Source organism: Flavobacterium longum (assembly GCF_965137575.1).
Taxonomy (GTDB): Bacteria; Bacteroidota; Bacteroidia; order Flavobacteriales; family Flavobacteriaceae; genus Flavobacterium; species Flavobacterium longum.
This window is the reverse complement of record NZ_CBCRZJ010000003.1, coordinates 349,320-366,235: the sequence shown is the minus strand read 5'-3', so window position 1 is coordinate 366,235 and position 16,916 is coordinate 349,320. Positions and strand designations below refer to the sequence as shown.

The following is a 16,916-nucleotide window of genomic DNA, read 5'->3' as shown; positions in this document are numbered from 1 at the left end:
CGTGAAGATTTTAATGTTTTTCCACGGCGGAAGCCTCAACCGCGGCTGCGAAGCCATTGTGCGCTCGGGTGTTGCGCTGCTCAAATCGCGTTTCCCTGACGCAACGATCCATTTGGCCTCGGGCAACCCAGAAAGCGACAAAGTGATTCCGCTGCTCGACAAAGTCCTGCTGGACAAACCGGCGAAGATCAAGAAGTTTTCGCCCGAGTGGTTTACCAATGTCGTCAAGATCAAACTCTTCGGCGACCAGACCTACGCACACCGCGTGGTCAACCAATCTATCATCAAGCTGATTCCGGACTACGATGTATTCCTGTCTATCGGCGGCGACAATTACTGCTATGGCGAACAGCCGGGCATTTACGAGATTGACCGTTGCATCAAGAAAGCCGGTAAGAAACTCATCCTTTGGGGCGCATCTATCGGCCAGGAAGATTTGTCGCCGGACAAGATCAAGGATTTGGCGTCGTTCGACGTCATCTTGGTGCGCGAAACCATCACCCGCGACATCCTCGAAAAGGCCGGATTGAAGAACGTCAAGCTTGTGGCCGACGGCGCATTTTTGATGGACAAGGAAGAATTGTCGTTCCCGGAAGGCTGGCAAGACGGCAATACGATCGGGCTTAATTTCAGCCCATTGGTGGCCAAAAAGAACCCGCAGGCCAAACAGGCGTTCGCGGATTTGATTGACCATATTTTGGCCACGACCAGCATGACCATCGCGCTCACGCCACACGTCATCGAACCGGGCAACGACGACTATGACATCCTCAATGAATTTTATCAAAAACACAAAGCCACGGGGCGCGTCATCCTGCTGCCTGACAACCTGAACGCCACGCAATACAAAGGCTACATTGCCCGCATGCGGTTCTTTGTGGGCGCGCGTACCCATGCCACGATTGCGGCGTATTCCAATGCTGTTCCTACGATGGTTTTGGGTTACAGTGTTAAATCCAAAGGCATCGCGAAGGATTTGTTCGGCGAAGAAAAACTCGTGCTGAGCCTGGCCGAAATTTCCGACAGTGGAAAGCTGAAAGCCAAGTTCGACGAAATGGTGGCCGAAGAAAACAGTGTCCGTGACCGGCTGAACCAAGCCTTGCCGCACATCAAATCCATGAGCGCGAAAGCCGCAGACTATTTGCTCGAAGCCGCGCGATGAAAAAGAAGTTGGCGTTCGTAATCCCTTCGCTCGATGCGGGCGGCGGCGAGAAAGCACTCGTCAGCTTGCTCGGTGTGATGGATTTCCAGCGCTACGACGTTGACCTGATTTTATTTAGAAACCGAGGACTTTTCCTGAAAATGCTTCCGGCGCAAGTTCGCGTCCTCACACCCGGCGGCGATTATGCCACGTTTGGCCTCGGGCTCGGAAAGTCGCTCCTGCGATTCTTACTCCAGTTTAAGCTGTCACTTTTCTGGCATCGGCTCCAATTCGCGCTGACCAGCAAAACCAACAAGCACGTGGCGCGCGCCGAGCAGCACAATTGGAAACACCTGTCTGCATCCATGGCAACGATTCCCGGCGATTACGATGCCGCCATCGGTTTTTTGGAGAAGTCGTCGGTGTATTTTGCCGTCGATAAAATCAACGCCAAAAAGAAATTGGGTTTTATCCATACGAACTATACCGACATGGGCATGGATGCGGCTTTTGACCGGCCGTATTTTCAGAAACTGGATGCCATTGTTACGGTGTCGGACGAATGTGAAAACGTACTGAAAAACGTATTTCCTGAATTTGATCATAAGATTTCGGTGCTGCAAAATGTCGTGTCGCCCACGATGATCCGGCAATTGGCCGAAAACGGAAGCGCGCCGGAAATCGTGAAACGCCCGGCCATCGTGTCAGTCGGTCGGTTGCATCCGCTGAAAGGTTTTGACTTGGCAGTCGAAGCTTGCGCGATGCTCATCTCGAAAGGCATTGACCTGCAATGGATTGTCATCGGCGACGGCGGCGAACGTCCTGCATTGGAGAAAATGATTGCCGACCGGAAACTGGAAAACCATTTTTTCCTGATCGGGTTGCGCGAGAATCCGTACGCTTATGTAAGTAAATCAGATATTTATGCACAGCCGTCGCGTGTGGAAGGAAAATCCATCGCCATCGACGAAGCCAAGATTCTGGCCAAGCCGATGGTCGTGACCAATTACGCTACCGTGGCCGACCAGATCCAACACGGCGTCAACGGCCTGGTGTGCGACATCGGTCCTGAAGGTATTGCCGATGGCATCCAGACCTTGCTGAACGACACGGCGATGCAACGGCGCTTCACCGAAAATTTAGCCAAGGAATCGCTCGGAACCCAGGCGGAAGTCGAAAAATTCTACGCCTTGATCGGATGAAAAAACCACTGCTTTTCGCAATGAACAACCTCAAGGTTGGCGGCGCCGAAAAGGCGTTGGTGTCGCTATTGCAAACCATTGACTACGATAGGTTTGACGTTGATTTATTCTTGTTCGAGCACGACGGCATGTTCCTGAAAAGCGTGCCGCGGCAAGTCAGTATTTTGCCTGCTCCTGAAAATTATCGCTATTTCGAAATGCCGCTCGGTGTGTCGATCAAGGCGTTTTTGAAGCGTGGCCAAATTGGGTTGGCGTTATCCCGTATGCTTTTCGGATATGTGTATCGCACCCGAAAAATCGGGACGCAACAGGAGCAATTTTCTTGGAAATACTTACGCACGGCCATGCCCAAGTTGCCTAAAAAGTATGATGCGGCCATTGGTTATCTGGAAAAGCGCCCGAATTATTTCTGCATCGACAACGTGGATGCAAAGGTCAAAATCGGGTTCATCCATAACGACTATAACAAGTTGCAGATGGATGCCGGTTTCGATTTGCCGTACTTCCGGAAATTCGACCACATCTTTACGATTTCCCAGCAATGCGAAACCATCCTGAAAGAGAATTTCCCGGCGATTGCCCACAAGTTTTCCATCATGTACAACATCGTGTCGCCGGCGGCTTTACAAGCGTTGGCCGAAACGCCGATTGATTTCCCGAAGCGCGGCGTTACGCTGGTTACCGTGGGCAGGTTGCAGCCGCAGAAAGGTTTCGATATGGCGGTCGATGCATTGAAAATATTGGTGGACAAAGGCCACGATGTGTATTGGTACATTTTGGGCGAAGGCGAGCAGCGAAGCATGCTTACTGAAAAAACGACTGAATTGGGACTACAAGATCGGTTTGTATTGTTGGGAATCCGCGAGAATCCGTATCCGTATGTGAAAGCCGCCGATATTTATGTGCAACCGTCGCGGTTTGAAGGCAAATCCATCGCGATAGACGAAGCGAAAATCTTGGCCAAACCCATTGTCGTAACGAATTTTCCATCGGTCATTGACCAGATCGAAGACCGACGGAACGGACTGATTGTGGACATGTCGCCCGAAGCCATCGCATCAGGCATCGAAGCCTTGATTGAAAACCCGTCGCTGTCCCAGACGCTGCAAGACAACCTGTCTCGGGAAAAACTGGGTACCGAAGCCGAAATCGAGAAACTTTACCACGCCATCGGGTAAGTTGTTTTTTAGCTTTTTCTTCACATTTCCTTTTCCTTTCGGCGCAATTCCTTATTTTTATCGGCGTCAATAACACCAAACTCATCGGGCGTGCTTTTTAACTCTATCCACTTTGCGTTTTTCCTCCCGGTCGTATTTTTCCTCTATTGGTTTGTGTTCAAAAAGTTGACCTACCAGAACATTTTGCTTTTGGTGGCGAGCTACTTTTTCTATGCGTGCTGGGACGTTCGTTTCCTATTCCTGTTGATGTTCTCCACGTTTCTGGACTATTACACCGGTCTCAAAATGCAGGATGCGAAAGACCGGAAAGGGAAGAAGTTTTGGTTCTGGCTGAGCATTGGCGTCAACCTCGGATTCCTGGGTTTTTTCAAATACTACAATTTCTTTGTGCAGTCTTTTGCCGATGCATTGTCGGCAGGCGGCATCCACATCGACGTTTGGACGCTGAACGTCATTTTGCCGGTGGGCATTTCGTTTTACACCTTCCACGGGCTGTCTTACGTCATCGACATCTATTACGACCGCATCAAGGCCGAGCGCAATTTCGTGGATTACTCGGTATTCGTGAGTTTCTTCCCGCTTTTGGTGGCAGGGCCGATTGAGCGCGCCACACATTTATTGCCGCAGATCCAGCGCGAACGCAAGTTCAATTACAACCAAATGGTGGACGGCCTGCGCCAGATGCTTTGGGGTTTGTTCAAGAAAATTGTCATCGCGGACAATTGTGCCGAGTATGCCAATATTATTTTCAACGATTCGGCGCATCAGTCGGGCAGTACGCTCGCACTCGGCGCGTTGTTCTTTACGTTTCAGATTTATTGTGATTTCTCCGGATATTCAGACATTGCCCTGGGCGTGGCGCGCATGTTGGGCATTGATTTGCTCCGGAATTTCGCCTTCCCGTATTTCTCGCGCGACATTGCCGAATTCTGGCGGCGCTGGCACATTTCGCTTTCCACCTGGTTCCGCGATTACCTGTACATTCCGCTCGGCGGCAGCAAAGGCGGTACGTGGATGAAGGTGCGCAACACATTTATTATTTTTCTGGTCAGTGGTTTCTGGCACGGCGCGAATTGGACATTCATCGTTTGGGGTTTGCTCAACGCTTTGTATTTCATGCCTTTGCTCTTGCTCAACCTGAACCGCAACAACATCGGAACGGTGGCCGAAGGGAAACTGTTTCCAACCGTGCGTGAGTTCTTATCAATGGTCATCACGTTCGCCCTTACGGTTTTCGCTTGGATTTTCTTCCGCGCCGAAGACTTGACGCACGCATTTTCGTACATCGGGTCGATGTTCCATCAAAATTTATGGTCTGTTCCCGATATTCTTCCCAAGCCGCTGCTGGTATTGATTCCTGCATTTTTGCTGGTGGAATGGTTGGGCCGAGAGCAACGTTATGCGTTGGAGAATTTCGGTTTGCGATGGCCGCGCCCGGTGCGTTGGTCGTTCTACTATGTGCTCATTTTCTGCATTTTGATGTTCATGGGCAAGGAACAGGAATTCATTTATTTCCAATTCTAGATGAAGGCCGCGCTTCAAAAATTAGCCTTGTTTTCCGTCATTTTGCTGGCGATGTTGCTGCTGGCCGCTTGGGCTGCGCGGCGGGTTTCCGGCCGTGAATCGCGGTATCATTTCAAGGCTTCCGCAGACAAGATGATCATCGGGCATTCCTACACCGAATGTGGGCTCAACGACAGCCTCATTGCCCGTACCATTAATTTGAGCCAGGGCGGTGAATCGTATTTTTATGCCTATCTGAAACTGAAGAAATTGTTGCCGGCCAATCCGCAAATCAAGACGGTATTGGTGTCATACGCCAACAATCAAATCCAGGAGCGGATGGACAAATGGGTGTGGGACGACAAATACCTTGACAACAACCTGCCGAAATACATCTATGCCATGGACGTGTCAGACTACGTATTCCTGCTGCGGAAAAATCCGGTGGGCGTGTTTCGGGCCGAACTCACGCTCATCAAAAATGCCGCTAGTACTGCCGTTAGGCCACGGGATTTGTTCGCAGACCGCACCGTTGGCGGCTATTTGTATCTCAAACGCAACAAGGTCGACTCCTTGCTCAAAACTGATTTTCTTGAAAAGGAGCAGAAATCCATCCGGATGAAAGTCTCGAAGGCCAATGTAGATTATCTTAAGAAAATCGTCGAATTGTGTAGAAAACATCACGTTGACGTGGTTTTCCTGCGGATGCCGATGCGTCCTGATTCGCCGTTTGCGAAGAACGAATCACAATTCGATTCCATCAGAAAAGCGGACTTTGCTGACGTTGCGTTCCTGGATTTCAAGCATTATCCTACACCGGCCGTTGAATGTGGCGACTTCGAACATTTTAACCACATTGGCGCACGGAAATTCTCGCTCTTCTTCAACGATTTGCTTTCTGATGGGTTGCTTCAATCGGGCAACAAACAAGAACGGATTGACCAAGCCATTACGGCCTTAACTTCAAAAAAAACCGCAGAATGACAATGGCTTTTATCATATTATTCGCGTTGGTGTTTGTGGTGTTGGCCATCGACTGGTGGCCGCAATTTTACATCTGGCAAAGCCGCATCAAGATTGGACGTTGGACAGACCGGAATGCGTGGCGAGAGGCTGTTGCCACAAAGTCGCTCCAATGGCTCAAAAAAACACCTACCATTCCGCTCACCGACAACAAAAGGCTTATCGTCATTGACATGCTCAAGGGCAATTACAAGCGCAACGCCATCCAACATTGGCAGCACGCCGCGTTGCTACTCGGGCTGATTAAACAATACGAATCTACCGGCGATGACAAGATCCGCCAAAAGATTGACGGTTTCATCGATTCGAAAATCAGTCAAAGCGGGCAGTGGAAGCAGACACCAAAGGAAATTGACGGCGTCATTCTGGCTTATGCGTTCACCCAAGCCACGTGGCGCAACCCACAGCAAATGAAGCCGGCTTACGATGCGATGTGGCAACTCATCCAAGATTTGACAGGCGTCGACGGCACGGTGCAATACCGAAAACACATGAAAGCCTACCGCTACGTAGACACCATCGGGTTTATTTGCCCGTTCCTGATGAACTACGGCATGGCGTTCGGGAATGCTAATGCCATTGATTTGGCCTGCCGCCAGATTGCCGCTTACAACGAACACGGCATGTATCCTGGCAAGTTCATTCCGTGCCATACCTACAACGTGGAGAACGGCATGACCGCCGGATTGTATGGCTGGGGCAGGGGTTTGGGCTGGTACGCGATTGGCCTGATGGATTCCTGGACCGCGCTGCCCGAATCACATCCGCAAAGAAGAATGCTCACCGAAAGTGTGGTAAAATTCGCCCGCGCCGCCATGGATTTTCAACAGGACTATGGTGCGTGGAACTGGCTTATCACCAACAACAATACAACACCCGACTCATCGGCAACGGCTACGCTGGCTTGGTTTCTTGCCAATGCGTCGGCCATTCCCACCTTGAAACCGGATTGCGATATTGCCGTCGGGAAAGCCCTGAAACACCTGATGTCGGTGACCAAACGCGACGGCGCCATTGATCTTGCGCAAGGCGACACCAAAGGCATCGGGATGTATTCGCACGCATTCGGGATTTTACCTTTTGCGCAAGGATTCGCATTACGCACCGCTTTTTATCCATGAAAAGAATATTGTACATCACCAATGGCGTCAAAGGCGCGGCTGGGCTGGAGCGTGTGCTTTCGGTCAAGGTCAGTTATTTGGCCGACCAGCTCGGCTATGATGTACACATCCTGACGCTCAACAACCGCGGGGCAAAACCGTTTTACGATTTCAGCCCAAAAATCATCATGCACGACATTGCGGTGGGCGGCAACCCAATCCAGTATTTTAAAAGTTACCATCAAGGAATAAAATCAGTCGTTGCGGCGGTAAAGCCAGATGTGATTTCGGTGTGCGACGACGGCCTGAAAGGATTTTTCCTGCCGATTTTATTGCGGAAGCCGTGTGCAATGGTGTACGAACGGCACGTTTCCAAAGTGATTGCGCTCGGTGAAAACCCTTCGGCGATGCGGATGCTGTTGATGGCGGCGCAATTCAAGCTGATGAATTTCCTCGGGAAGCGGTTCGACAAGTTCGTGGTGCTCACCCACGAAAATACCAAGGAATGGCAACTCAACAACATGGCGGTCATCGCCAACCCGCTGTCTTTTTACCCTGTCGAGTCATCGTCGCTCACCGAAAAGAAAGTCATTGCGGTGGGCAAACAAGGTTTCCAAAAAGGGTTTGACCGCTTGTTGCAAAGCTGGAACATCGTCCATGAAAAACATCCGGATTGGAAGCTGGAGATTTACGGCACCATCGATCCGGCGCAAAAACTTGACATGATGGCCGATGCGCTGGGCATTTCAGGTGTTGTATCGTTTTTCAATCCCGTGAAGGACATCGACCAAAAATATTTGTCGTCATCGGTTTTTGCCTTTTCGAGCCGTTTCGAAGGTTTCGGAATGGTCTTGATTGAAGCGATGGCGTGCGGCGTGCCATGTGTGTCGTTTGATTGCCCGTGCGGCCCGTCGGACATTATCAAAGAAGGCGAAGACGGATTTTTAGTGGAAAACGGCAACGTCAAACTTTTCGCGGAAAGGCTTTTGTCGGTGATCGAAGACGACAACCGCCGCCGTAAAATGGGCGCAGCCGCCAAGCAAAATGTCAAACGGTATTTGCCCGAAATCATCGTCCCGCAATGGGATGCACTCTTTAAATCGCTGACCGCATGAAGAAAATACTACTCATCATGCCCTACGGAAGTGTCGGCGGGATGGAACGCCTTGCCCTTACTTTCTACAACCATTACCGCAGTCTGGGCTACGAGGTGAAAGCCTTGAAAATCATCAAGCTCGATTCGGACATCATCCATTTCGGGGACGACGAATTGTTCCTTTCCGGGGTCGATTTCTCCGGTATGACCATGCAACGCAGGATGAGGTTTTACTTTTCGGTGCCGTTATACATCCGGCGCATCATCAAAAAATACAGCATTACCCATTCCATCGCGTTTGGCGACATGGCCAACGTGTTCAGTTCCTGGACGCGCACCAAGGAGTTCAAGGTGGCGAGCATGCATGCCGTGAAAAGCATCGAGTTCGAGAACAAGAATTTCCTCAACAAGGTTTTCAAGCGCGCCTTCCGGAAGTCGTACCGGAATTTCGATAAAGTCGTGTGCATCAGCAACGCCATCCGCAAAGACTTGTTGGCCAACTGCGGCTATGCGTTTGACAACCTGGAAGTAATTTACAACCCGCACGATGTCGCGGAAATCCGTCGGAAATCAGCGGAGGATTTGCCCGCTGCAGATGTGGCGTTGTTCGAAAAAGAAGTGGTTTTGTTTCTCGGACGAATGTCTGTCCAGAAAGCGCCGTGGCATTTGGTCAACGCTTTTGGGCTGTTGCAGAAGCGTCGTCCTGACGCGCAACTGGTGCTCATCGGCGATGGCAGCCCTGAAGTAACGCGGCATTTGGAGCGTCAAATCGCGCAACACCAGATTTCGAATATCCATTTTCTGGGCCGGCGGAGCAATCCGTACCAGTACATGGCTCGGGCAAAAGTCGTAGCTTTGTCGTCGTATTACGAAGGCACGCCGAACGTGGTCGTGGAAGCGATGGCGCTCGGCATTCCGGTGGTTTCGGCCTTTACGCCGGGCATTACGGAATTGATGCGCGTGGTCGATGTGGAAGAAACAAAAGCCTTGACACGCACCGAAGCCGGAATCGTCACGCCGCCATTTTTCAAGGGCAGGCTGAACATTCCGGATACCAGTGTGGTTACGGAAGAAGAAAAAATATACGCCGATGCATTGCAGGAAACACTCGGCACCGATGCATACACCAAAACACTAGCGGAACACCAGGCCGCCTTGCTCGCCAAATTTGATTTACGACAGGTGGCGGCGGCGTATCTGGAACCCATAACCCGGAACAAATGATTTTTAACTCGTTCGAATTTTTACTGTTTTTGCCGTTGGTCTTCGCGCTGTATTGGTTCGCGGCCAAAGGCAATGCGCGCTGGCAGAACATCATCCTTTGGGTATCGAGCTACTACTTTTACGCCTGTTGGGATTGGCGCTTTTTATTCCTACTGATTTTCTCGACGATTCTCGATTATTACACCGGGATCAAAATGGCCGAAGCGCCGAGCCAAAAAATGAAGCGCTTCTGGTTCTGGCTGAGCGTGACGGTCAATCTCGGATTTTTGGGCGTATTCAAGTACTACAATTTCTTCGCGGAGTCGTTCGCCGATCTGCTTTCGGGCTTCGGGATGCATGCCGATTTTGCGACGCTCAACGTGATTTTGCCTGTCGGGATTTCATTCTACACCTTCCACGGTTTGTCCTATGTCATCGATATCTACAACGACAAGATCAAACCTGAAAAAGACTTTGTGGATTATTCGGTATTTGTCTGTTTCTTCCCGCTTCTGGTGGCCGGCCCGATTGAAAGGGCGACGCACTTGTTACCACAAATCCAGCGGCAGCGCGTGTTTGATTACGCCAAGGCCGCAGACGGTTGCCGCCAAATCCTTTGGGGCATGTTCATGAAAGTGGTCGTGGCCGACAATTGCGCCGTAGTGGTGAATGAAGTCTTCGGGAATCCGGACAAATACAACGGCGGTTCGCTGGCCGTGGGCGCGGTGTTTTTCGCCTTCCAGATTTACGGCGACTTTTCGGGTTACAGCAACATTGCGCTGGGCACGGCGCGGCTTTTCGGGGTCGAACTGCTGCGGAATTTTGCCTTCCCGTATTTCTCGCGCGATATCGCCGAATTCTGGCGACGCTGGCACATTTCGCTTTCCACTTGGTTCCGCGATTACCTGTATATTCCGCTGGGCGGCAGCAAAGGCGGCATGAAGATGCAGATCCGCAATACGCTCATTATTTTCTTGGTGAGCGGTTTCTGGCATGGCGCGAATTGGACGTTCATTATCTGGGGTTTGCTCAACGCGATTTACATTATGCCGCTGGTGATTTTCAAGATGAACCGCAACAATACCGACACCGTGGCGCAGGATTCATTCCTGCCGTCGGTCAAGGAAATCATGCAGATCGCCATCACGTTTGCCGCCACGACGCTGGCCTGGATTTTCTTCCGCGCGGCATCGGTTACCGAAGCGTTGCATTACATCAAGCGGATGTTTACGCCTTCGTTGGCTGGCAAACCCGAAATTGATTTGAAGCCCTTTATCTTTATCCTGATCCTGCTGGCCGTGGAATGGTTGCAACGCCGCAAGAAGCACGGCTTGGAACTGGGCAATGTATCATCGACGCCGTTGCGTTGGGCGGCTTATGTCTGTATCTTTGTCATCATTTTGCTCTTCGGGGCAAGTTCGGACTCATTCATTTATTTCCAGTTCTAGATGAGGAAATTCCTGTGGAAATCGGCCCTGTTTTTCGGCATCGTACTGGCGATTGTCTCGTTCGTGCTCTTGCGCTACGGCGGCTACATCGACTATTTCTACGAGAAGTTCACCGTGGGCAAGCAATCGTCATTCATCATCGGCGATTCGCGGGCGCACCAAGGCATTCAACCGCGCGTCATCGATTCGTATTTCCGTAAAAATGAATTCGATGGCCCGATGTTCAACTACAGTTTCACGATTTCGCAGGCCGCATACGGAAAACCTTATACCGAAAGCATCCTTAAGAAATTAAAACCCGATACCAAAAACGGATTGTTCATCCTGACGGTTGATCCGTGGTTGTTGGCCCAGCGCGAGAAAGACAATGTGGCCAATGGATTTTTTGAGGAACAAACCTCGCCGCCGCACAACATGTGGTTTGATTCCATGAACCCGAACTTTGAATATTTCATCCGGAATTTCCGGTTTCTGCACTTGAAATCCATTATCCGGAAAAGTTCGATGCTGCACAAAGACGGCTGGCTCGAAGAAAGCAACTTGCCCACCGACAGCCTGATGTTGGCCGATTGGAAAAAGAACCAACTTCGGATTTACCGCGACTTCGCGAAGCATTGGAAGCGGTGTGATTACCGGAAGACAGACCTGCAAATCCTCATCGAAAAACTCAAACCGCACGGGAAAATATTTTTGGTGCGCACGCCCATCGATGCGAAATTGCTGGCCATCGAAGACCAGTTCTGGCTGGGGTTCGATCAGGATATTGAAACCATCGCCCACAAAACCGGCGTGCCGTACCTGAATTTTGTACGTGAAGACGTGTATCGTACCTACGATGGCAACCATTTGGACAAGTTCGGCGGAAAAGTGTTCACCGCGCATCTGTGCGATTCCATCAATAAATACCGCAAGCCGTGAATACGCTGATTCCCATAGAGTTGTATCCGTTGATTTACTATCACGTGCTGATGGCTTTCGTGCTGATGGTGTTTGTCCAGGCCGGGCGTTTGGCCCTTGATGCCAACGGAAATCTGCAGGCGAAGAATACAACCGGCTACGTGCTCTTGGTATTTTTGCTGCTCTACATCGGGTTGCGGCCCGTGAACGCCAAGTTCGGTGACATGTTGCTGTATGCGCTGGATTTCAACAACTTCCGCCGCGGTATTTTCACCAGCAAGGATTTGCTGTTCGACCTCTTTACATTGTTCAGCGCCAAGTTCATGACCATTACGATGTACTTTTTCGCCTGTACGGTATTATATATTTTGCCGCTGTATCTGTTCGCGAAAAAGGTCTTTAAGGAATATTGGTTCTACGCTTTTTTCATGCTCGTGATTTCGTTTTCGTTTCTGACGTACGGCGTAAACGGCATCCGCAACGGCATTGCGACTTCCGTTTTCCTTTATGCCATCGCTTTCGACAAGAAAATCGTCGTTGCCGGGCTGATGGTCGTGGCCATTTTGTTTCACAAGTCGTTGCTCTTGCCGGCGGTCGCTTTTTTTGGCGCGACCATGTACCGCAATACCAAGGCTTATCTGCTGTTTTGGCTGTTCTGCATCCCGTTTTCATTGTTGCTGGGCTCGGCGCTCGAACAGTTCTTTTTGACCAGCGGCATTGTGGAAGAAGACCGATTGGCGGGCTATCTCGGCACCGATACGTCCATGCTCGACGACGCGTCCATCGTGAAAACGGGCTTCCGTTGGGATTTCATCATGTATAGTATGACAGGCGTTTTTGCCGGTTGGTATTACGTCATCAAGAAAGGCTTCAACGACCCGTTGTACGTGAAGATTTTCAATACCTACTTGATGGCCAACGGCGTCTGGATCTTGATTATCCGGGCGAATTTCTCGAATCGCTTTGCGTACCTTTCGTGGTTCATGCTCGGTGTCGTGCTGATTTACCCGATGCTCAAGAACGTCATCGTACCCCGGCAGCACCGTGTGGTCGGCACGATCGTATTGCTGTATTTCGCCTTTACCTATCTGTTGAACGTCATTTTGTCCGGCTCATGAAAACACTCACCGTTTATACCCCGACGTTTAACCGCGCGTACTGTCTCGGACAGTTGTACGACAGCTTGGTTGCACAGCGCAACAACGATTTCAAGTGGCTCATCATTGACGACGGCTCGTCGGACAACACCAAAACGCTCGTCGATTCCTGGATCGCCGAAGGGAAAGTCGAAATCGAATATTATTACAAGCCCAACGGCGGCATGCACACGGCGCACAACGCGGCCTATGAGCGACTGAACACCGAACTCAACATGTGCATCGATTCGGACGATATGGTCTCGGCCGACGCCATAGATAAAATCCTGGACTTCTGGAGTAGCCATCGGGCAGACGGCATAGGCGGCATTTACGCGCTGGACGAAGACAAGCATGGCAAAATCATCGGGCAACCGTTTCCGGACGATTTGAAATCGTTCCAGGGCTGGGGCTGCAAAGTCATCATCGACGACAACGGCAAGGTCATTCCTGTATGCGGCGACAAGAAGTTCATTTCCGTCACGAAAATCCTGAAGAAATATCCGCCCATTCCGGTATTTGAAGGCGAAAAGTATTACTCGCTCTACTACAAGCAACATTTCATCGAGCGCGATTTCCGCATCCTGATCCTGAACGAATCCGTTTGCATCGTAGAATACATGCCCGATGGTTCGAGCGTGCAGATGTACCGCCAATACGTGCGCAACCCGAAAGGATTCAAGCATTTGCGCGAGCTGATGATGGACATGGCACCCGTGTTCAAGATCCGGTTCACGCAAGCCATCCATTACATCAACGCTTGCCTGATTCTGGGCCAGTGGAATTTCTTCAAAGGCCGCAGGAATTGGCTCATGGTGTTGGCGGCCATTCCGTTCGGCATCGCGTTGCACCTGCTGACGATTTATAAAAACCGAAAAATGGTGTCATGAAAACACTGTTGATTTTGCCGTACTTCGGGACGTTGCCCAACTATTTTGACCTGTATCTGCACACGGTCAAGGCGAATCCGTCCATAGACTGGCTGTTGTTCACCGACGATACCACGCCACGCGATTTCCCGCCGAACATGCAAGTCATACACATGAGTTGGGAAGACATGAAAGCCCGGATGCAAACCCGTTTCGACATCAGGCTCAACCTCGAGCGCAAGCACAAACTCTGCGATTTCAAGCCCGCATACGGCTACATTTTCGAAAACCATCTGGACGGCTACGATTTTTGGGGCCATTGCGATCCGGACATCATTTGGGGCAATTTCGACCGCTTCATCGATTACGATAAGTTTGAGGGAATCGACAAAATTTTTATACTTGGGCATTTGACGCTGTTCCGCAACACACCCGAGAACAACCGCCGCTTCATGGAAGAAGTGGACGATCAATTGCGGTACCGCCATGTCTTGACCAATCGTCTTGGTTTTGCGTTCGACGAGAAATTCGACGGCAGCATCAACAACATTTTCATGGAACACGGCTGGCCGATGTTTACCGAAAGTTTTGCGGCCGACATCGATCCGTATCATACCAACTTCCGGCTGTCGATCTTGGATTTTGACACACAACGCTACCGGCTCGATGGCGTGAAGCGGCAGATTTTCACCTGGGAAGACGGCCACGTGTATCGCTACTATATCAAACAAAAGCAACTCGTCAAGGAAGAATTCCTGTACGTCCATCTGCAGAAAAGAAAGATGGCGCTCAACCTCACGAAGCCTTTCCCTCAGCGGTTTTTGATCAACCCGAAGTCGTTTGACAGTTTGGATGAACCGATTACCATCGAGAACTTCAACGCGCATTACAGACATTATTGGTTCAACAACCAATTCTTCAAAGTCAAATACAATAGCCTCAAATTCAGGCTCAAATACAAAGTCTATGGCTAACCCGATGTTCAGCCTTATCGTGCCGGTGTACAATGTTGCGCAGTATTTGCCGCAATGCATTGAATCTGTACTGGCGCAGGATTTTGCCGACTTCGAGCTCATTCTGGTCAACGACGGTTCGCCCGACCATTCACTGGAAATCTGCCAGTCCTACGCGGCCAAGGATTTCCGGATCAAAGTCATCGACAAGCCCAACGGCGGCGCATCGACAGCCCGAAATGAAGGCATCGCCGCCTCAGCCGGAACGTATTTACTTTTCGTGGACAGCGATGATTACATCGAAAGCCCCGATTTGCTGTCTGAAGTGTACAAAACCATTCAGAAAACCGCCACCGATATTGTCTTGTACAACGGCAAGAATTACAACATGCTCAACGGCAAAACCAGCATCCAGCGGGGCAATTATGACTTGGCGCAAATCAACCCTAACGACTATTTGGGTACGGTGAAATACCTGGTCGAAAACGGGCAATTTCCCGGTTCGGCTTGGGTTTTTGCCATCAAGGCTGACGTCGTGAAACAAAACCACTTGGCGTTTCGCACGGGCATCATCGCCGAAGACATTGACTGGTGTGCGAAAGTATTTACCGTCGCCCATTCGATTGACGCCGTGAACGGTGTTTTTTACGCCTACCGCAAGAACCAGTCGGCGTCGGTGAGCAACAATGCTGGGCTTAAAGGCATCAACAGCATCATGTCGATCATTGAAGACTGGCGGCCCAAACTCAATCATAAAGAGGCGCTCGGAAACATGCTGTTGCACAATCTCGGCTACTACTATTTTACGTCGTTCGTGTCTTATTCAAAGCTCGACGAAAGCGCCAAGGAAACCGTTCGCGAACGCATGAAAAAGAACTTTCCGGTCACGAAATACGTCCGCCATACCAAACTAAAGGTGTTGCGTATTTTGTGTCAAATCCTCGGGATTGACGGCGCGGCGCGGCTTTCGGGCGCCATATACAAACGCAAGGAAAAAATGTTCTGATGAAAAAAGTCATCCGCACCTCGACCGTCCCGATTTCGCTCGACAGTTTGTTGCGCGGGCAATTGAAATTCCTCAATCAGTATTATGACGTTGTGGCCGTTTCCGGCGAAGGCGAACGGCTGCGGTCGGTGGAAAGCCGTGAAGGCGTGCGCGTACACCCGATTGAAATGCAGCGGCAAATTGCACCGCTTAAAGACTTGGCGTCGCTCTGGAAATTGTACAGATTTTTCAAAAAGGAAAAACCTGATATCGTCCATTCCATTACACCGAAGGCCGGATTGCTTAGCATGATGGCTGCCAAATTCGCGGGTGTTCCGGTGCGCATCCATATGTTTACCGGGTTAATTTTTCCGACCCAAACCGGCATCAAGCAAAAAATCCTGATTGCCATGGACCGGTTGCTGTGCCGTTTCGCGACGCATATTTTCCCGGAAGGCCAAGGCGTAAGGAACGATTTGATCAAATTCAACATCACGAAAAAGCCTTTGAAAATCATCGCCAACGGCAACGTGAACGGCATCGATACCGCGCATTACGACTCGGAACTTTTTTCGTCGCAACAACGCGATTTACGCCAGGAATGGAAAATCGATCCCGACGATTTCGTGTTTATCTTCGTGGGCAGATTGGTTAAGGACAAAGGCATCCGCGAACTCGTGGACGCATTTTCATCCTTGTTGCAAAGCCATCCGAATGCAAAACTATTGTTGCTCGGCCGGTTTGAATCGCACCTCGACCCAATCGATCCGCTCACGCTGAAAACCATCGAAACCACGCCACAGATTATTACGGCTGGTTACCAAATCGATGTGCGTCCTTTTCTGGCCTTGGCCGATGTATTCGTCCTGCCGAGTTACCGCGAAGGTTTCCCGAACGTGGTCATGCAGGCCGGCGCGATGGACTTGCCAAGTATCGTGACGGACATCAATGGCGCAAATGAAATCATCATTGACGGAGAGAATGGTTTGATCGTGCCGCCTAAAGACGAAGCGAAACTGGTCGCCGCGATGCAAAGATTATTGGAGGACGACGGATTGCGGGAACAAATGGCCGCAAGCGCACGAGGGCTTATCGCGTCGCGTTACGAGCAGCAAACGGTCTGGAACGCCATCTTGGAAGAATACCGGATTGTGGCCGGCGCGTGACAATAATTCGTTATTT

The 16,916-nt window shown here is 50.6% G+C and carries 15 protein-coding genes; all 15 read left to right on the top strand.

The genetic code is table 11. From position 1 onward, the window contains the following. Position 1: 1 nt before the first annotated feature. Positions 2 to 1,162: a polysaccharide pyruvyl transferase family protein gene (locus tag ACM9J1_RS07300; RefSeq protein WP_415581376.1), complete on the top strand. Its 1,161-nt coding sequence runs from the start codon at positions 2 to 4 to the stop codon at positions 1,160 to 1,162. Further along, a complete protein-coding gene (locus ACM9J1_RS07295) occupies positions 1,159 to 2,343 on the top strand; it encodes a glycosyltransferase (protein WP_415581375.1) in 1,185 nt (394 codons plus the stop codon). The genes ACM9J1_RS07300 and ACM9J1_RS07295 overlap by 4 nt, the downstream gene beginning before the upstream one ends. A 20-nt stretch (positions 2,344 to 2,363) precedes the next feature. Further along, positions 2,364 to 3,521, top strand: a complete 1,158-nt coding sequence (locus tag ACM9J1_RS07290; protein WP_415581374.1) for a glycosyltransferase — start codon at positions 2,364 to 2,366, stop codon at positions 3,519 to 3,521. A 90-nt stretch (positions 3,522 to 3,611) separates the two neighbouring features. Next, positions 3,612 to 5,045, top strand: a complete 1,434-nt coding sequence (locus ACM9J1_RS07285; protein WP_415581373.1) for an MBOAT family O-acyltransferase — start codon at positions 3,612 to 3,614, stop codon at positions 5,043 to 5,045. A gap of 27 nt (positions 5,046 to 5,072) precedes the next feature. Beyond that, complete coding sequence (locus ACM9J1_RS07280; RefSeq protein WP_415581372.1) at positions 5,073 to 6,008, top strand: hypothetical protein; 936 nt, start codon at positions 5,073 to 5,075, stop codon at positions 6,006 to 6,008. A 2-nt stretch (positions 6,009 to 6,010) separates the two neighbouring features. Further along, positions 6,011 to 7,168 (top strand): glycoside hydrolase family 88 protein, encoded by a 1,158-nt coding sequence (locus tag ACM9J1_RS07275; protein ID WP_415581371.1) that lies wholly within the window; start codon positions 6,011 to 6,013, stop codon positions 7,166 to 7,168. Continuing rightward, positions 7,165 to 8,262: a glycosyltransferase family 4 protein gene (locus ACM9J1_RS07270; protein ID WP_415581370.1), complete on the top strand. Its 1,098-nt coding sequence runs from the start codon at positions 7,165 to 7,167 to the stop codon at positions 8,260 to 8,262. Before ACM9J1_RS07275 ends, ACM9J1_RS07270 begins: the two co-directional genes overlap by 4 nt. Then, positions 8,259 to 9,467, top strand: coding sequence for a glycosyltransferase (locus ACM9J1_RS07265; RefSeq protein WP_415581369.1), 1,209 nt, complete (start codon positions 8,259 to 8,261; stop codon positions 9,465 to 9,467). The genes ACM9J1_RS07270 and ACM9J1_RS07265 overlap by 4 nt, the downstream gene beginning before the upstream one ends. Then, a complete protein-coding gene (locus tag ACM9J1_RS07260; protein ID WP_415581368.1) occupies positions 9,464 to 10,894 on the top strand; it encodes an MBOAT family O-acyltransferase in 1,431 nt (476 codons plus the stop codon). Before ACM9J1_RS07265 ends, ACM9J1_RS07260 begins: the two co-directional genes overlap by 4 nt. Beyond that, complete coding sequence (locus ACM9J1_RS07255) at positions 10,895 to 11,812, top strand: hypothetical protein (protein ID WP_415581367.1); 918 nt, start codon at positions 10,895 to 10,897, stop codon at positions 11,810 to 11,812. After that, entirely contained in the window at positions 11,809 to 12,909 is a 1,101-nt protein-coding gene (locus tag ACM9J1_RS07250; RefSeq protein WP_415581366.1) for an EpsG family protein, read from the top strand. Before ACM9J1_RS07255 ends, ACM9J1_RS07250 begins: the two co-directional genes overlap by 4 nt. Further along, on the top strand, positions 12,906 to 13,817 hold the full coding sequence (locus ACM9J1_RS07245) for a glycosyltransferase family 2 protein (RefSeq protein ID WP_415581365.1): 912 nt from the start codon (positions 12,906 to 12,908) through the stop codon (positions 13,815 to 13,817). Before ACM9J1_RS07250 ends, ACM9J1_RS07245 begins: the two co-directional genes overlap by 4 nt. Then, positions 13,814 to 14,770, top strand: coding sequence for a DUF6625 family protein (locus tag ACM9J1_RS07240; protein ID WP_415581364.1), 957 nt, complete (start codon positions 13,814 to 13,816; stop codon positions 14,768 to 14,770). The genes ACM9J1_RS07245 and ACM9J1_RS07240 overlap by 4 nt, the downstream gene beginning before the upstream one ends. Next, on the top strand, positions 14,763 to 15,755 hold the full coding sequence (locus ACM9J1_RS07235; RefSeq protein WP_415581363.1) for a glycosyltransferase family 2 protein: 993 nt from the start codon (positions 14,763 to 14,765) through the stop codon (positions 15,753 to 15,755). Before ACM9J1_RS07240 ends, ACM9J1_RS07235 begins: the two co-directional genes overlap by 8 nt. Further along, the gene (locus ACM9J1_RS07230) at positions 15,755 to 16,900 is read left to right on the top strand and encodes a glycosyltransferase family 4 protein (protein ID WP_415581362.1); all 1,146 of its coding nucleotides are present in this window, start codon (positions 15,755 to 15,757) and stop codon (positions 16,898 to 16,900) included. The genes ACM9J1_RS07235 and ACM9J1_RS07230 overlap by 1 nt, the downstream gene beginning before the upstream one ends. Positions 16,901 to 16,916: the final 16 nt, after the last annotated feature.